Annotated in this window: 16 protein-coding genes; 14 read left to right on the forward strand and 2 right to left on the reverse strand. The window is 41.8% G+C overall.

Annotated features, from left to right (window positions below; all coding sequences use genetic code 11):
• Positions 1 to 422 precede the first annotated feature (422 nt).
• Positions 423 to 1,337 carry a nuclease-related domain-containing protein gene (locus TR08_RS12835; RefSeq protein ID WP_045518686.1) on the reverse strand — a complete coding sequence of 305 codons (915 nt, stop codon included), beginning with the start codon at positions 1,335 to 1,337 and terminating at the stop codon, positions 423 to 425.
• Positions 1,338 to 1,506: 169 nt separating this feature from the next.
• On the opposite strand from TR08_RS12835, the gene prfA reads away from it, so the two are divergent.
• Together prfA and prmC are read left to right on the forward strand one after the other, a co-directional pair.
• On the forward strand, positions 1,507 to 2,580 hold the full coding sequence (gene prfA / locus TR08_RS12840; RefSeq protein ID WP_045518687.1) for a peptide chain release factor 1: 1,074 nt from the start codon (positions 1,507 to 1,509) through the stop codon (positions 2,578 to 2,580).
• A complete protein-coding gene (prmC, locus tag TR08_RS12845; RefSeq protein ID WP_045518688.1) occupies positions 2,573 to 3,424 on the forward strand; it encodes a peptide chain release factor N(5)-glutamine methyltransferase in 852 nt (283 codons plus the stop codon). Before prfA ends, prmC begins: the two co-directional genes overlap by 8 nt.
• A gap of 39 nt (positions 3,425 to 3,463) precedes the next feature.
• On the opposite strand, the gene TR08_RS33575 is transcribed toward prmC, so the two are convergent.
• Positions 3,464 to 3,586 carry a hypothetical protein gene (locus tag TR08_RS33575; protein ID WP_274521005.1) on the reverse strand — a complete coding sequence of 41 codons (123 nt, stop codon included), beginning with the start codon at positions 3,584 to 3,586 and terminating at the stop codon, positions 3,464 to 3,466.
• Positions 3,587 to 3,738: 152 nt separating this feature from the next.
• On the opposite strand from TR08_RS33575, the gene spoIIR reads away from it, so the two are divergent.
• From spoIIR to TR08_RS12905, 12 genes are all read left to right on the forward strand, one after another.
• Complete coding sequence (spoIIR, locus tag TR08_RS12850) at positions 3,739 to 4,713, forward strand: stage II sporulation protein R (protein ID WP_045518689.1); 975 nt, start codon at positions 3,739 to 3,741, stop codon at positions 4,711 to 4,713.
• A gap of 204 nt (positions 4,714 to 4,917) precedes the next feature.
• Entirely contained in the window at positions 4,918 to 5,364 is a 447-nt protein-coding gene (locus tag TR08_RS12855; RefSeq protein ID WP_045518693.1) for a GNAT family N-acetyltransferase, read from the forward strand.
• A gap of 174 nt (positions 5,365 to 5,538) precedes the next feature.
• Positions 5,539 to 6,582, forward strand: a complete 1,044-nt coding sequence (locus TR08_RS12860) for an L-threonylcarbamoyladenylate synthase (protein WP_045518694.1) — start codon at positions 5,539 to 5,541, stop codon at positions 6,580 to 6,582.
• Between the two features lie 238 nt (positions 6,583 to 6,820).
• Positions 6,821 to 7,369: a manganese efflux pump MntP gene (locus TR08_RS12865; RefSeq protein ID WP_370576305.1), complete on the forward strand. Its 549-nt coding sequence runs from the start codon at positions 6,821 to 6,823 to the stop codon at positions 7,367 to 7,369.
• 159 nt (positions 7,370 to 7,528) lie between these two features.
• Positions 7,529 to 7,975, forward strand: a complete 447-nt coding sequence (locus tag TR08_RS12870) for a low molecular weight protein arginine phosphatase (RefSeq protein WP_081954469.1) — start codon at positions 7,529 to 7,531, stop codon at positions 7,973 to 7,975.
• A 66-nt stretch (positions 7,976 to 8,041) separates the two neighbouring features.
• On the forward strand, positions 8,042 to 8,482 hold the full coding sequence (gene rpiB / locus TR08_RS12875) for a ribose 5-phosphate isomerase B (RefSeq protein WP_045518696.1): 441 nt from the start codon (positions 8,042 to 8,044) through the stop codon (positions 8,480 to 8,482).
• A 10-nt stretch (positions 8,483 to 8,492) separates the two neighbouring features.
• Positions 8,493 to 9,059 carry a TIGR01440 family protein gene (locus TR08_RS12880; protein WP_045518697.1) on the forward strand — a complete coding sequence of 189 codons (567 nt, stop codon included), beginning with the start codon at positions 8,493 to 8,495 and terminating at the stop codon, positions 9,057 to 9,059.
• A 197-nt stretch (positions 9,060 to 9,256) separates the two neighbouring features.
• On the forward strand, positions 9,257 to 10,498 hold the full coding sequence (glyA, locus tag TR08_RS12885) for a serine hydroxymethyltransferase (RefSeq protein ID WP_045518698.1): 1,242 nt from the start codon (positions 9,257 to 9,259) through the stop codon (positions 10,496 to 10,498).
• Between the two features lie 114 nt (positions 10,499 to 10,612).
• Positions 10,613 to 11,242 (forward strand): uracil phosphoribosyltransferase, encoded by a 630-nt coding sequence (gene upp / locus TR08_RS12890; protein ID WP_045518699.1) that lies wholly within the window; start codon positions 10,613 to 10,615, stop codon positions 11,240 to 11,242.
• The gene (locus TR08_RS12895; protein WP_045518701.1) at positions 11,229 to 11,462 is read left to right on the forward strand and encodes a hypothetical protein; all 234 of its coding nucleotides are present in this window, start codon (positions 11,229 to 11,231) and stop codon (positions 11,460 to 11,462) included. Before upp ends, TR08_RS12895 begins: the two co-directional genes overlap by 14 nt.
• A 143-nt stretch (positions 11,463 to 11,605) precedes the next feature.
• A complete protein-coding gene (locus TR08_RS12900) occupies positions 11,606 to 12,622 on the forward strand; it encodes a nuclease-related domain-containing protein (protein ID WP_152597411.1) in 1,017 nt (338 codons plus the stop codon).
• A complete protein-coding gene (locus tag TR08_RS12905; RefSeq protein WP_045518703.1) occupies positions 12,619 to 14,805 on the forward strand; it encodes a S8 family serine peptidase in 2,187 nt (728 codons plus the stop codon). The genes TR08_RS12900 and TR08_RS12905 overlap by 4 nt, the downstream gene beginning before the upstream one ends.
• The last annotated feature ends 183 nt before the right edge of the window (positions 14,806 to 14,988 follow it).

Raw genomic sequence — 14,988 nt, forward strand, 5'->3', positions numbered from 1 at the left:
TGGTCACAAGAGTGTGCCTAGTGACCAAAAGTAAGATAGGAATCCATAGAAGTGGTCACAAGAGTGTGCCTAGTGACCAAAAGTAAGCTCGAAATCCATAGAAGTGGTCACAAGAGTGCGCCGAGTGACCAAAAGTAAGCTCGGAATATATAGAAGTGGTCACAAGAGTGCGTCGTGTGACCAAAAGTAAGATAGGAATCCATAGAAGTGGTAACAAGAGTGTGCCTAGTGACCAAAAGTAAGCTCGAAATCCATAGAAGTGGTCACAAGAGTGCGCCTTGTGACCAAAAGTAAGATAGGAATATATAGAAGTGGTAACAAGAGTGCGCCTTGTGACCCAAAGTAAGCTGGGAATTCATTGTAAACAAAAAATTACAGAAAACTGCAAAAGTGATCGCATAGAAGGATAAAATGGTTTCATTTTATTTATTTACGTAATAGGAATGCGGACCATGGCCGATTATTTTATAGTTTTTTGGTAAAATCCTTCTAATTTTTCTTTTGAGCTCATCGAAATTACACCAATCATAGACCAAATTGGCGGTAATTTTTATATTTGGAAATAGTAGGACTAATTCTTCTATGCTGCGAATTACAGCGGATTGTAAAGATTCCTCATAACCGCAATCATTACAGACTATTTTTTTTTCAAAGGGAGTAACTGAAAATGACTGACAGCATGCGCAAATAAATCCCTTTCGCAGTTGTTCATACTCATAGAGTGGAAACCGCATATTATCTGGTTCAGAAATGTGCGCATTGAGTAAAAAGTCAGCAAGGTTTTTGTGCATTCCATTTATGTTTGATGGCAGCATACTGAGCTCATTTAAAAAGAATTTAAGTTGTGGTTGAAAAATAATATTCTTTTTTTGAGGGGCTTGATATAAGAAGAATTCGGGATTGATAAAGGAGACGTATCCTTCAATAGGAAGGTGAAATCCTTTGCTATGGAGTAAAGGGCGAAGTAAGGTTTCACATCTGTTCAACTGATGAAGTGGATTCGTTATTGGTTTCCTATTGGTACATAAGTAGAAATTATCATTTTCATAGTAGTAATTTCCCTTATAGTTCTTCACTTCCCAGGGGATAACAGTTCCCTTTGTAATTATTAAGGAATCAATTTGAAATGTAGTATTTTCACTCTTTAGGTTCAAGTCATTAATAATCAAAAATTTCTTGTCCAAACTAGCTGTTAAAGAATCAAACATGACTTCCCCATCGTAGCCTTTCTTTAGATTTGTATATTTCTTCCTATCTGAAGGTTCTAGATCCATTCTGCTGTTCAATGATGTATATACTTTTAATTCCTTTGACTTTGATCGACTTTTAAGAGGCATATTCCACTTCCTTTCTTTGTTTATTTTATATGAATTCAGAATGCCTGGCTGTGTAAAAACAGTGAATATTAAGCTGCCAAAAAATTTTTCAGGATGAATTTGGTTTTGACGGGGGTTTTCACCTATACTATAATTAGAATGTTATGGACAAAAACTAGAGGTGGTAACTGTGTTTGATCGTCTTCAATCCGTTGAAGATCGCTACGAAAGATTAAATGAACTTTTGAGCGATCCGACAATAATTAATGATTCAAAAAAACTACGTGAATATTCAAAAGAACAATCTGATATACAAGAGACCGTACAAACGTATCGTGAATATAAAGAGGTCCGCGAACAGCTCAAGGATGCCAAGGTTATGCTTGAGGATAAGCTCGACGCGGATATGCGAGAAATGGTCAAGGAAGAAGTAAATGAACTAGAAAGTCAAATCGAGGAACTAGAAGCAAAAATGAAGCTTCTTATGATTCCGAAGGATCCAAATGATGATAAAAACGTTATCTTTGAAATCCGTGGTGCTGCCGGCGGAGAGGAAGCTGCACTATTTGCAGGTACACTTTACCGCATGTACAGCCGCTATGCAGAAGCGCAGGGCTGGAAAACGGAACTGATTGATGCCAACGCAACAGGTCTTGGCGGCTACAAAGAAATCAGCTTTATGATCAATGGTCAAGGTGCCTACTCCAAATTGAAATTTGAAAATGGTGCTCACCGTGTACAGCGTGTGCCGGAAACGGAATCTGGCGGAAGAATTCATACTTCAACGGCTACCGTTGTTTGCTTACCAGAAGCGGAAGAACTAGAAGTTGAAATTCATGATAAAGATATCCGTTTTGATGCGTTTGCTTCAAGCGGTGCCGGCGGACAGTCCGTTAACACGACGATGTCAGCTGTACGTTTAACACATATTCCGACTGGAATCGTGGTTTCCATCCAGGATGAAAAATCGCAGCACAAAAACAAAGACAAAGCGATGAAGGTATTACGTGCGCGTGTCTATGACAAGTTCCAACAGGAAGCACAGGCTGAGTATGATCAGGTTCGTAAATCTGCGGTTGGTACGGGTGACCGTTCTGAACGTATTCGTACTTACAACTTCCCGCAAAATCGTGTGACCGACCACCGTATCGGCTTAACTCTTCAGAAGCTTGATCAAATTATCGAAGGTAAGCTTGACGAAATCATCGACGCGTTAACGTTAGAAGATCAAACAAGCAAGCTTGAAAGTGGTTCAGATGAGTAAAAAAGTTTACGAAGCTCTGCAATGGGCTTCTTCTTTTTTAAAAAAAGCAAATCGGGATGAAAACGCCGGTGAGCTGCTGCTTCGTCATTTCACAGGAATGTCGAGGGCACAGCTATTTGCTAATGTTCGTGATGACCTACCGCAGGCTCAATGGGAAGTGTTTGAAAAAGCAGTCCAGGAACATGTTATGGGAACGCCGGTTCAATACATCATCGGTTCCGAGGAGTTTTACGGCCGGACGTTTTTGGTCAATGAAGAGGTCCTGATTCCACGACCAGAAACCGAAGAGCTTGTTTATGAAACATTAAAGCGTATTAATAAGCGAGAACTAAAAGTGGTCGATATCGGAACTGGCAGCGGAGCGATTGCGATTAGCCTAAAGCTCGAGCAGCCCTCGTTAAAGGTAGTTGCCTCAGATATTGCTGAAGAATCATTGAAGGTAGCGAGAGAAAATGCCCGCCAATTGGTTGCTGAGGTTGAGTTTGTCCAAGGGGATTTACTGCAGCCGTTTCGAGGTCAGAGGTTTGATGTGGTCCTCTCAAACCCTCCCTATATTCCTGATAGTGATATCGAAACCATGTCTGTAGTAGTAACGGAGCATGAGCCACATCGAGCGCTGTTTGCGGGTGAGGATGGACTCGATTTCTATCGCCGTTTTATGGTGGAACTGCCGGAAGTGATAGCTCCGGTCGCGCTGGTTGGCTTTGAAATTGGGGCCGGTCAGGGGGAGGCGGTAGCCGACCTTTTTAAAAAAGCGTTTGCAAATGTGAAGGTAGAAGTTCTTAATGATATTAACGGCAAGGACCGAATGGTGTTTGCGGAAATAAAATTTGTAGCAGAGTAATTCTCAAATTGAATTAGCTCTGCTTTTTTTGTGCATGAGTTACTTATTTTGACGCTCTTGGGCTTTTAATGCTACTTTTTCCAGTCCGTTATGCGCAAATTCTACATCTGTTTTGGGCATAGCAGGATTATTCTTCAATTCCTTATTCTTCTGTTTAGACATGTTTTCACCACCTTCACAAGGATAACGGTACACGCCATTTTAGTTTGCTTTCTTTTGAATAAAATATTCTAAAACTAGTTTTTTTAAATTTAATAGTTTAAGATTCTTGGCATTTGTCCACAATGAGGATAGGGAAGGGACGGTGCTTAAGAATGAATAGTAAAGTAATCGTATGGTCTTATTTAATCATTTTATCGTTGGGAACGATATTAAATTTATATATACCAAAAACGGAAGCGGTGGCGAAGGATTCGATTGTAATTCCTGCTGAGGCGATTCGGCTCCGAATTCTTGCAAATAGTGATAGTGCAAAGGATCAAGAGATTAAACGAATGGTCCGCGACGCAGTCAATGAACAAATCACGTTGTGGGTTCAGGAACTAACGTCTTTGGAAAAAGCAAAAACAGTGATTACGTCAAAGCTTCCGGAAGTTCAAGCGATTGCAGAAAAGGTTGTGGCGGAGCAAGGGTCGACGCAAAGTGTGAATGTAGAGTTTGGTAAAGTTCAGTTTCCTACTAAATTGTATGGAGAGTTTTTATATCCAGCAGGGGAGTACCAAGCAATCTTGATTACATTGGGTGAAGGAACGGGCGCCAACTGGTGGTGCGTGCTCTATCCGCCCCTATGTTTCCTAGATTTCTCAAATGGTGTAGCTGTTCAAAGTGATGGTTTTGAGGACAAGGCTTATGCAGCAGAGGAAGAAAAGCAGGTCGAGACTCCGGCAGTTGAAGAAGAATTAGAAAGTGATCCAATGGAAGAGAAAGTTACATCCAGTAAGAAAAAGAGCGTAGATAGTAAGAAAGAGCAAGTTGAAGTAGAAGAGAAAGCTGAAGTTAAAGTAGAAGATGAAAAGCAAATAGAAGTAGCAAAAGTGTCAGAAAAGCAAACTGATAGTAAGAAGGAAGTAGAAAAAGCATCTGAAAAGCAAACTGATCGTAAGAAGGAAGTAGAAAAGGCATCTGAAAAGGAAAAACAAACAGAAGTTAAGAAGGAAGTAGAAAAGGAGAAGGATCCTAAGAAGGAATCGGAAAAGGAAAAAGCTGCTCCAGTTTATACTTCAGAAGACGAAGAGCCGGTTAAAGTAAAATTCTTTGTGGTAGAAATGTTTGATAGTATTTTTAGATAAGTGAAGAGGTCATCGCAGATATAAATGGATTAACGCCGATATAATTAGATTAACGCAGATATCTACTAAATAATAAAGTAGCCAGTCCTGAAAATGGGGCTGGTTATTTATTTTTCAATAATTTTACTAGATTTTGTATGTAATTAGTTCTATCTCTCTCATTTTTTCATAATAATAGAGTATCAAAATAATGAGGTGGTAGGGATGCAAGCACTTATTCGTTGCGCGAACAAAGAGGATTTGGACAGTTTACGAGAGTTTCTGACGAAGGGAAATCTTGGATGTGATGGATTAACTGAGGAAACAGTAGAGTTCTTTTTATTACTAGAGGATGAGGATGGGACAATTAAGGGTACACTTGGAATGGAAGTATTCGCAGAGGGTGGATTATTACGCTCGTTGGTCGTTTCGCCAGGGCAAGCGGAAAAGGATATTGTCCTTTTGATTACACAAATGATGCAATTAGCGAAAGAAAAAGGGCTGAGAAATCTGTTTTTGGCAACAAATAAAGGTGTGGCACTGCCATTTTTTGAATTGCTAGGTTTTGAGAGGGTGGAGCGGGACCAATTACCTGCTGAAATTTATCGCTTAGAACATATTCGACACGTATTTAATGTGGATAACTCGTTATTTTTGAAATTTTCACTATAACTGTGGATTAACCCACAAAGTTATCCACTTTTTCAAGATAGTTATGCACAATTTGTGGATAAAGGGTTGTGTTTATGCCCACCATCTTTTATACTTTCAAAAGTAATATGAGACAAAGAGCCTAAATTCGGCAAATTTCGATATCATTTGCGCTTCAGATAAAGGTGGATAATTATGAACACAAAAGTTTGGAAAGTGGATAAACATGTGGATAACCTTGAAAATAATCCACAGGTTGTGGATGCCGCGCGTTTTTTACAAGAAAATGAAGTGGTTGCACTGCCGACGGAAACGGTTTATGGCCTAGGTGGAAATGCAGAAAGCGATGTGGCGGTGGAAAAGATCTTTGCTGCGAAAGGCAGACCAAGTGATAATCCACTGATTATCCACATTGCGGATAAAAAGCAAATTAACGCATTTGTTACGGAAATCCCGGAAAAAGCAGAAATATTGATGGAGAGGTTCTGGCCAGGACCCTTAACGATTATTTTTAAAAAGAAAGACGGCGTACTGTCGGATAAAGCAACGGGGGGCTTGGATACGGTCGCGGTGAGGATGCCGGATCATCCTGTCGCATTGGCACTATTGAAAAAATGCCAGCTGCCCATTGCGGCTCCGAGTGCCAATAGCTCCGGTAAGCCAAGTCCTACAAATGCACAGCATGTAATTGAGGATTTGAACGGAAAAATTGCCGGTTTGCTTGATGGCGGCTCGACAGGTGTTGGGGTAGAATCAACGGTTTTAGACTGCACGGAGGAAATTCCCGTTATTTTAAGACCAGGCGGGGTGACGAAAGAGCAGCTGGCGGAGGTTGTAGGTGATGTTCATCTCGACGCTGCGTTAATCGATGAAACTTCAAAGCCGAAAGCTCCTGGGATGAAGTATCAGCATTATGCTCCGAACGCACCGCTTTATTTAGTCAATGGAGACAAGTCATTCCTGCAACGTTTAATAGAAGAAAAGCAGGAGGAAGGGCTTCGTGTTGGCGTGCTTGCAACCGCAGAAAGTGTGGGGGCCTATCAAAGTGATGTCACAATTGCTTGCGGGAAAAGGAGCGAGCTTGAAAGTGTGGCCACCGCGCTATATGAAACGTTACGAGCGTTTAACCAAGAAAAAGTGGATATCATCTTTAGTGAAATGTTTCCGAATACCGGTGTGGGGCATGCGATCATGAATCGATTGCAAAAGGCTGCTGGGAATAAAATCATTAACGAATAAGAATCAGGTTCTCCTCGTTTGGAGGCCTGTTTTTTTTTGAATTGTCCAGCTCCAGGCGCCATCGGCTCGAGGTCAGAAGCCAATCCGTCTAGAAGGTTAAGGAACAACCTTCCAGCCGGCTCGTCTTCTGCTTGTCGCCGATAAGCGGGCGCCTTCCGCTTTTCTTAATTCTAAATTCTTTTGGACGTGCATATGTTAAATCAGGGCAAGTCCGAGGGGGTAGAGATTCGTGTACGTGATGATTGGAGAATTAGTAACGCTGTTATTAATGGCGTTTGCACTGGGAATGGATGCCTTTTCTGTAGGTCTGGGAATGGGAATGTTCAAGTTAAGGCCCCGGCAGATTTTTAAAATAGGGATTACGATTGGTTTGTTCCATGTATGGATGCCGCTTGTGGGCATGCTTGCCGGTAAGTTTTTATCGGATAAATTCGGAGCCTTTGCGTCATTAGTAGGAGGTCTGCTGCTCATTTTGCTCGGGGTGCAAATGATTTGGTCAAGCCTCAGGAAAAGTGAGGAATCGGTGATGACACCGGTTGGATTTGGATTAATCATCTTTGCAACGAGTGTAAGTCTCGATAGCTTTTCTCTTGGGCTTACGTTGGGAATATATGGTGCAAAAAACATTTTGGTGATTATTTGCTTTGGAGTTGTTGCAACGATATTAACATGGGCTGGCTTGCTGCTTGGAAGGAAGGCTCAGGGGTGGATTGGATCGTATAGCGAAGCTCTTGGCGGCAGTATCTTACTAGCGTTTGGAATCAAATTATTTTATTCTTTTTTATAAAAACCTTTCTAAAAAAATGAAAGGTTTTTTCAATGATGATGGAGAAATGATAAAATGATACATAGAAAAGCGGAAGCGCCTAGGCTGCTTGCGCTAGACAACTCTCAAAGTCGAAAGTTCTATACTTTCTTATCTTTTAATTGAAAGGGGGCAGGCAGCTTGCAGCGCATTTTGTTTGTTTGTACAGGTAATACTTGCAGGAGCCCTATGGCTGAAGCGATTTTAAAAAGTAAGAAGATTGACGGTCTACAATTGAAGTCCGCAGGAATTTATGCAGCAACGGGGAGTGAGGCATCTGCGCACGCCAAAAAGGTTCTGAATGATAACAATATTGACCATAATCATTCCTCTAAAATGCTAAATTTAGAATCTATTCATTGGGCAGATGTCATTTTAACGATGACAGGCTCACATAAAAATGTCATTCTTCAACAATACCCTGAAACAACAGGGAAGGTTTTCACCTTAAAGGAATTTACAGGTGATCACTTTGATGTAGACGTGGTCGATCCTTATGGCGGCAATTTGGCTATCTATCAGGAAACCTATCGGGAGCTGGATAAATTAATTACAAAAGCCATTGAAAAATTACAAAGCTCTCAGTGATGAGGGCTTTATATTTTTTTTAGGGTATGTCAATATTAAGGAAGGATTAATAGGGAGGTTTTTAATATGAAAGTAGCGTTAGCGTCTGATCATGGCGGGGTTAATATTCGTAAGGAAATCGCCAATTTAATGGATGAGCTTGGGATTGAATATCAGGATTTCGGCTGTGAGTGTGAAACATCTGTCGATTATCCGGATTATGCCTTGCCAGTTGCTGAAAAGGTGGCAAGCGGTGAGTTTGATAGAGGAATTTTAATTTGTGGAACGGGGATTGGCATGAGTATTGCCGCGAATAAGGTAAAGGGGATCCGCTGCGCCCTTGTTCACGATACGTTTAGTGCAAAGGCAACAAGAGCTCACAATGATACCAATGTCCTTGCGATGGGTGAACGTGTAATTGGTCCGGGGCTGGCACGTGATATTGCTCAAATTTGGTTGACAGGTGAATTCGAGGGCGGACGCCATGCGGGTCGGGTTGGAAAAATCAGCGAATACGAAAATAAGTAGGATGAGGACTATGATTCAAGTATGGGAAAAAGAGCTTGAAACGATTCTTTCGGAATTTCAAACCCAGGCTTCATTAAAGAGGGGGCAGCTTGTTGTTGTGGGCTGCAGTACCAGTGAGGTAATTGGTGAGAAAATTGGAACCTCGGGGACTTTGGATGTGGCCGAGATGATTTTTCGCCAATTAAGCAGGTTTGCGCAAGGTTCAGGTGTTGCGTTGGCGTTCCAATGCTGCGAGCACTTAAATCGAGCGCTAGTGATTGAAAAAGCAGAGGCTGAAAAACGTGGATTCGACGAAATATCTGTGGTTCCTGTTAGAACTGCTGGCGGGGCGATGGCGACGTTTGCGTTTGAAAAATTTGCGGATGCCGTTGTTGTAGAATTTTTGAAGGCGGATGCGGGGATCGATATTGGCCACACCTTCATTGGTATGCATTTGAAACATGTTGCAGTACCGATACGAGTTTCTCAAAAAAATGTTGGACATGCACATGTAACGTTGGCGAAAACACGGCCAAAACTAATTGGCGGCGCTCGGGCTGTGTATGAAAAAACTGAGGGGAATTCAAGCTGTAGTTAAGTGAAATACGAATGATTATTCGTGTTTTTCGCTAAATGTTCGTAAAATGTATAGTTTCTTTCTCCTAATACAGGGGTAAAATAAAAAAAATGGGGATTTTCCAAAATCTCCATTTCTCTTTTAGAGAAAAACGTGCTATTATATAGAGGGAATTTTCAAAATGTTAATTTAGGTACTTACATACAGGGGGGATTACCATGAAGCATTTGTCAAATCAGGACAAGCAGGTATTTGAAGCAATTCAACAGGAATTAGGACGTCAGCGCGGAAAAATCGAATTAATTGCCTCAGAAAACTTTGTAAGTGAAGCAGTAATGGAAGCACAGGGATCTGTGTTAACCAACAAATATGCAGAAGGCTATCCAGGCCGCCGTTATTATGGCGGTTGTGAATATGTTGACATTGTCGAAGACCTAGCTCGTGAGCGTGCGAAGGAGATTTTTGGTGCAGAGTACGTAAACGTGCAGCCTCACTCTGGGGCACAAGCAAACATGGCTGTTTACTTTACGGTCCTTGAACAAGGCGATACAGTTCTTGGTATGAACCTTTCACATGGCGGTCACTTAACACACGGCAGCCCGGTCAACTTTAGTGGAGTTCAATATAAGTTTGTTGAGTACGGTGTTGATGAAACGACTCATCGAATCAATTATGATGATGTATTAGCAAAAGCTCGTGAACACAAGCCAAAGATGATTGTAGCAGGAGCAAGCGCGTATCCTCGTGCCATCGATTTTGCGAAATTCCGTGAAATCGCTGACGAAGTGGGCGCATATCTAATGGTCGATATGGCTCATATTGCTGGGCTTGTAGCAGCTGGTCTCCACCAAAATCCAGTTCCATACGCAGATTTTGTTACAACAACTACACATAAAACACTACGTGGTCCACGTGGCGGAATGATTTTATGTAAAGAGGAATTTGGCAAGAAAATCGACAAATCAATCTTCCCTGGTATCCAAGGCGGACCTCTTATGCACGTAATTTCTGCTAAGGCGGTTGCATTTGGTGAGGTGCTTCAGGATAGCTTTAAAGAATATGCTGGCAATATTATTGCGAATGCGCAGCGTTTAGCAGAAGGCTTGGAGAAGGAAGGTATCAAGCTAGTTTCTGGTGGTACGGATAACCACTTGCTACTTTTAGACATGCAGACACTAGGCTTAACTGGTAAAGTGGCTGAAAAGGTCCTTGACGAAGTAGGGATTACGGTTAACAAAAATACGATTCCATTTGACCCGCAAAGCCCATTTGTAACAAGCGGTATCCGAATTGGAACAGCGGCAGTTACAAGCCGTGGCTTTGGTTTAGAAGACATGGACGAAATCGCGGCAATCATTGCGTTTACCTTGAAAAACCATGAAGACGAAGCGAAGCTTAAGGAAGCAGCAGCTCGTGTTGAAGCTTTAACAGGTAAATTCACTCTTTATCCTGAATATTAAACATCTGTGAAATCGGCTCAATTTTGAGTCGATTTCTTTTTTGTGTGAGTTGCTCATTGTGATTTTTTTCTGTAAAATGAGACGGAGTTAAATTTTATAAAAGGGGCGATCATTGTGGCAAAGGTATACGTCTTCGACCATCCACTTATTCAGCACAAGCTTACATACATACGTGATAAAAATACGGGAACGAAAGAGTTCCGCGAATTGGTAGACGAAGTCGCAACACTAATGGCATTTGAAATCACAAGGGATATGTCACTTGAAGATATCGAAATTGAAACGCCAGTCTGCCCGGCGAAATCAAAGGTATTATCTGGAAAGAAAATGGGCGTTGTTCCAATTTTGCGCGCGGGAATCGGTATGGTTGATGGGATTTTAAAATTAATTCCGGCTGCCAAGGTTGGTCATGTCGGTTTATACCGTGATCCAGAAACATTAATGCCTGTGGAATACTACATCAAGCTTCCAAGTGACGTGGAAGAACGTGAATTCATCGTCGTTGATCCAATGCTTGCAACGGGCGGTTCAGCAAATGTGGCGATCGATAGCTTGAAAAAGCGTGGCGCGAAACATATCAAATTTATGTGTTTGATTGCGGCACCAGAGGGTGTGGAAGCTGTTAAGGAAGCACACCCAGACGTAGACATCTATATTGCGGCGTTAGATGAGAAACTAAACGACCATGGCTACATCGTACCAGGGTTAGGTGACGCTGGGGATAGATTGTTTGGGACAAAATAAGGTTGATTTTAGGCTGAGTAGACATTGTTTACTTGGCTTTTTTTGTGGTTTGGTAGGTACCTATATGGGTATTTTTTATTTACAAAAATTGGCTAATAGTCCAAAACCCTTTGAAAAAGGTCCAAAACCGCATGAAAATAGTCCAAAACTGCATGAAAATAGTCCAAAACCCTTTGGAAAAAGTCCAAAACCACAAGGAAATAGTCCAAAACACTCTTAAAAAGGTCCAAAACTTTTTCTTAAACTACTTTTCCAAAAATATAACCAAAAAGTTCACCTTATCTCCTTAACTTTTTTGCAGGTTTACCCATTACTAGTAGAGAATTACCCTCTTAATTCAAAAAAGAGGTGATTTAGTTGATCATGTTAGAATTAAAACTCCCAGTTCAGGCTGAACAATGTATAGCTTTATTAAGAAGGATGCCAAAAGGGCACCCAGTAAGGCCGATTGTAGAAAAAGATCTACGGGCGTGGCTGAAAGGGTATTATGGGGAACGGACTGCGAGTTATTACGTATCGTTTTTACCAGAAAACGAATATTACATTTTTCATGGATTGCGTTTAAAGGATAAAAAAGCCTTCCAGATGGATTTGCTGCTGATATCTTCCAAATTTGCCTTAATCATTGAGGTAAAAAATATTTCCGGTAAGTTGAAGTTTGAGAAGGGCTCAGACCTGGTTATTAAAGAATTTAATAATCTTGAAGAAGGCATAGATAATCCTATACAGCAGGTGAAAAGGCACCACCTCCAATTTAATAATTGGTTAAAGTTTCACCAATTCAAGGGGATCCCAGTAGAACATTTGGCCGTGATTAGTAAAACATCTACTATTATAGAAACAACCCCGGATAATCAACAAATTTTTCAAAAAATACTCTATGCTGAATCGCTGCTTGATAAGATAAGAGAATTGGAAGAAAAGTATCAAAAGCCCCGCATTACTAAAAATACCCTGACTCACTTATCCGATACCCTCTTGCAAGCTCATCATATCTACATTCCAGACATTCTTCAAAAATACCATTTATCCCAAACCGATTTGATACCAGGTGTACAGTGTACGAATACTAAATGCAAATGTTACCCAATGAAGTATATTTCAGCCGCTTGGCGGTGTATCACATGCAAAGAAACCTCCAAAACAGCACACATTCCAGCCGTAAGTGATTATTTTCTTCTCTACAATCCAACCATCACCAGGAAGCAATTTGCCGATTTTCTACAGATTGATTCCCCTATAAAAGCTAGATACTTACTGCTTGCTCTAAATCTACCCTCCACCGGCACGAAGCGTGGCACCAAATACTTCCTTCCGAAAAATTGCATACTTTCCCCTATCGATGAAAATAGTATGAAAAAAGGGGAATTTTTTACATGAAAAAATGGACACTTTTATTCGTACTAGTTTTCTCCCTCCAAACGACGACTTCTGCTCGTTCTCTCGAGATGCCTCCGATTCCAAAAGAACGGATTGCCATTGTGGTTCTTGATAATCCGCAATCCCCACAGGATATTCAGCAACTCATTAAACCCTATAAAGACATCCATCTAAGGCATGTTTTTCAAGAAGCGATTTATGGCTTTTCGGTAGAAGGGAACCCAGAATCGATAGAGAAATTGGCGCAAAACAGTAAGCAAATCATTAGCATTTCGCCGGTAAACCAGTATAAGGCGCAAGCTGAGGAAGGTGTCAAGATTATTGGCGGAGAAGAGGTTCGCGGCCTTTTTGATAAAAATAACCGCCGCTTGACGGGTAAAGGAGTAACGGTGGGAGTCATAGATACTGGTGTAGATTACACCCATCCCGATCTAAGAAGAAATTATGCTGGTGGACGTGATCTCGTTGATAATGACGCTGATCCGATGGAAACGAAAACCTTGGGACGAGCGACGGTCCATGGCACTCATGTAGCTGGAATTATAGCCGCGAATGGAAAATTAAAGGGAGTGGCACCTGATGCGAAAATTCTTGCTTACCGTGCACTTGGACCTGGCGGCGGGGGTACAACCGAGAATGTGCTGGCAGCAATCGAGCAAGCGATAAAGGATAAAGTCGATATTATGAATCTCTCGCTTGGAAACGATATCAACGGTCCAGACCTGCCTATCAGCCTTGCATTGAACAGAGCGGTCGATAAGGGAATTGTTGCGATTGCGGCATCAGGTAATTCCGGACCGAATGTGTGGACAGTTGGATCACCTGGAACGGCCTCGAAGGCGATATCGGTTGGGGCTTCAACCCCTACATTAGAGGTTCCTTACCTATTAGTAAAAGGAATGCGGGATAAATTAAGAATTCAACCGCTCGAGGGGTCTGCTAAGTGGAACCTTGACCGTTCCCTGCCAATTGTAGACGGTGGGCTTGGTACGAAAGCTGACCTAAAAGATGCTATGGGAAAAATAGCTCTTATTAAAAGAGGAAAATTAACGTTCTCCGAAAAAGCGAAAAACGCCCGTGAAGCAGGAGCGAAGGCGGTTATTATTTACAATAACTTAAGCGGTGGCTTTATGGGGAATCTTGAAGCACCTATAGACATCCCAGTCGGTTCACTTTCAAAGAAGGCTGGGGAGCTTTTAAAAAGCAAAACGGACCTCTTAGCGAATATCTCTGTCTCCGAGGAAAAGGATTTGCTTGCTGATTTTAGTTCAAGGGGGCCGGTAACAGAAACGTGGGAGGTTAAGCCTGATATTGTTGCACCCGGCGTCGCGATTAACTCGACCATTCCTGGCGGCTATCTTTCTCTCCAAGGGACAAGTATGGCAGCACCGCATGTAGCGGGAGCATGTGCGCTCATTAAGCAGGCGCATCCAGAGTGGACCCCTGATCAAATAAAGGCAGCCCTGATGAATACAGCCAAACCGTTAGTCAAAGACGGAAAACCTTATCGGACGTATGAGCAGGGGGCGGGGAGAATTCAGGTCAATGAAGCGGTGAAAGCAACTTCACTTGTCAGTCCAAGTTCGCTCAGATTTGGCAAATATGAAAGTGAAGGGGATATACACAAAGCTTTTTTACATGTGGAGAATCTGAGTGAAAAACCTGTGCGCTATACGTTCGACATACCGAAGCATGCAAATGGTCTGACATGGCGTTTCCCGCTAGCCTTCACACTAAACCCAGGAGAATCACGAGATGCGAAGCTTGAATTAGAAGTGAATCCGGTAGAGCTGAAGGGAAAGATTCATGATGGTTATCTAACGATCCATGCTGGTTCCAATCCGATTCAGATTCCGTATATCTATGTTCTTGAAGAGCCCAACTACCCGAGGGTAATGGGATTTGACTTTAAGGATGGTGACCAGCAGGGAACCTATAGGTATGAGGTCTACCTGCCAGGTGGTGCAGAGGAGTTTGGAATCGCCCTTTTCAATCCAGATGATTTCCGATTTGTTGGCTTTTTAGACACCCATCAAAATGTAAAAAAAGGACTGATCAACAAGGTAATAACAGAAGAGAATCTTCCTCCTGATGGAGTCTATCTTGCTAAGGTCTTCGCTAAAAAGGCTGGGAAGGAAGACTTTATTGAAACGATGCTCGTAATCGGCGAGGTGGTTCGATAGAACAAAGTGGAGTGGGACATACAGAACCACTCCTTGTCAATTTGTTCACAAAATAGTCACAATTACAATAGAAAAAATAGAGTTAATTACACTACAATTATAGTGTTAACTAAAACTTCCAGATGGAAGAAATTGAGCAGAATAGATTGTGGCTAATTTCACGTAAATACATTGACATTGCAG

The sequence above is a fragment of the Neobacillus niacini genome, from assembly GCF_000759675.1.
In the GTDB taxonomy this organism is placed as follows: Bacteria; Bacillota; Bacilli; order Bacillales; family Cytobacillaceae; genus Neobacillus; species Neobacillus niacini_A.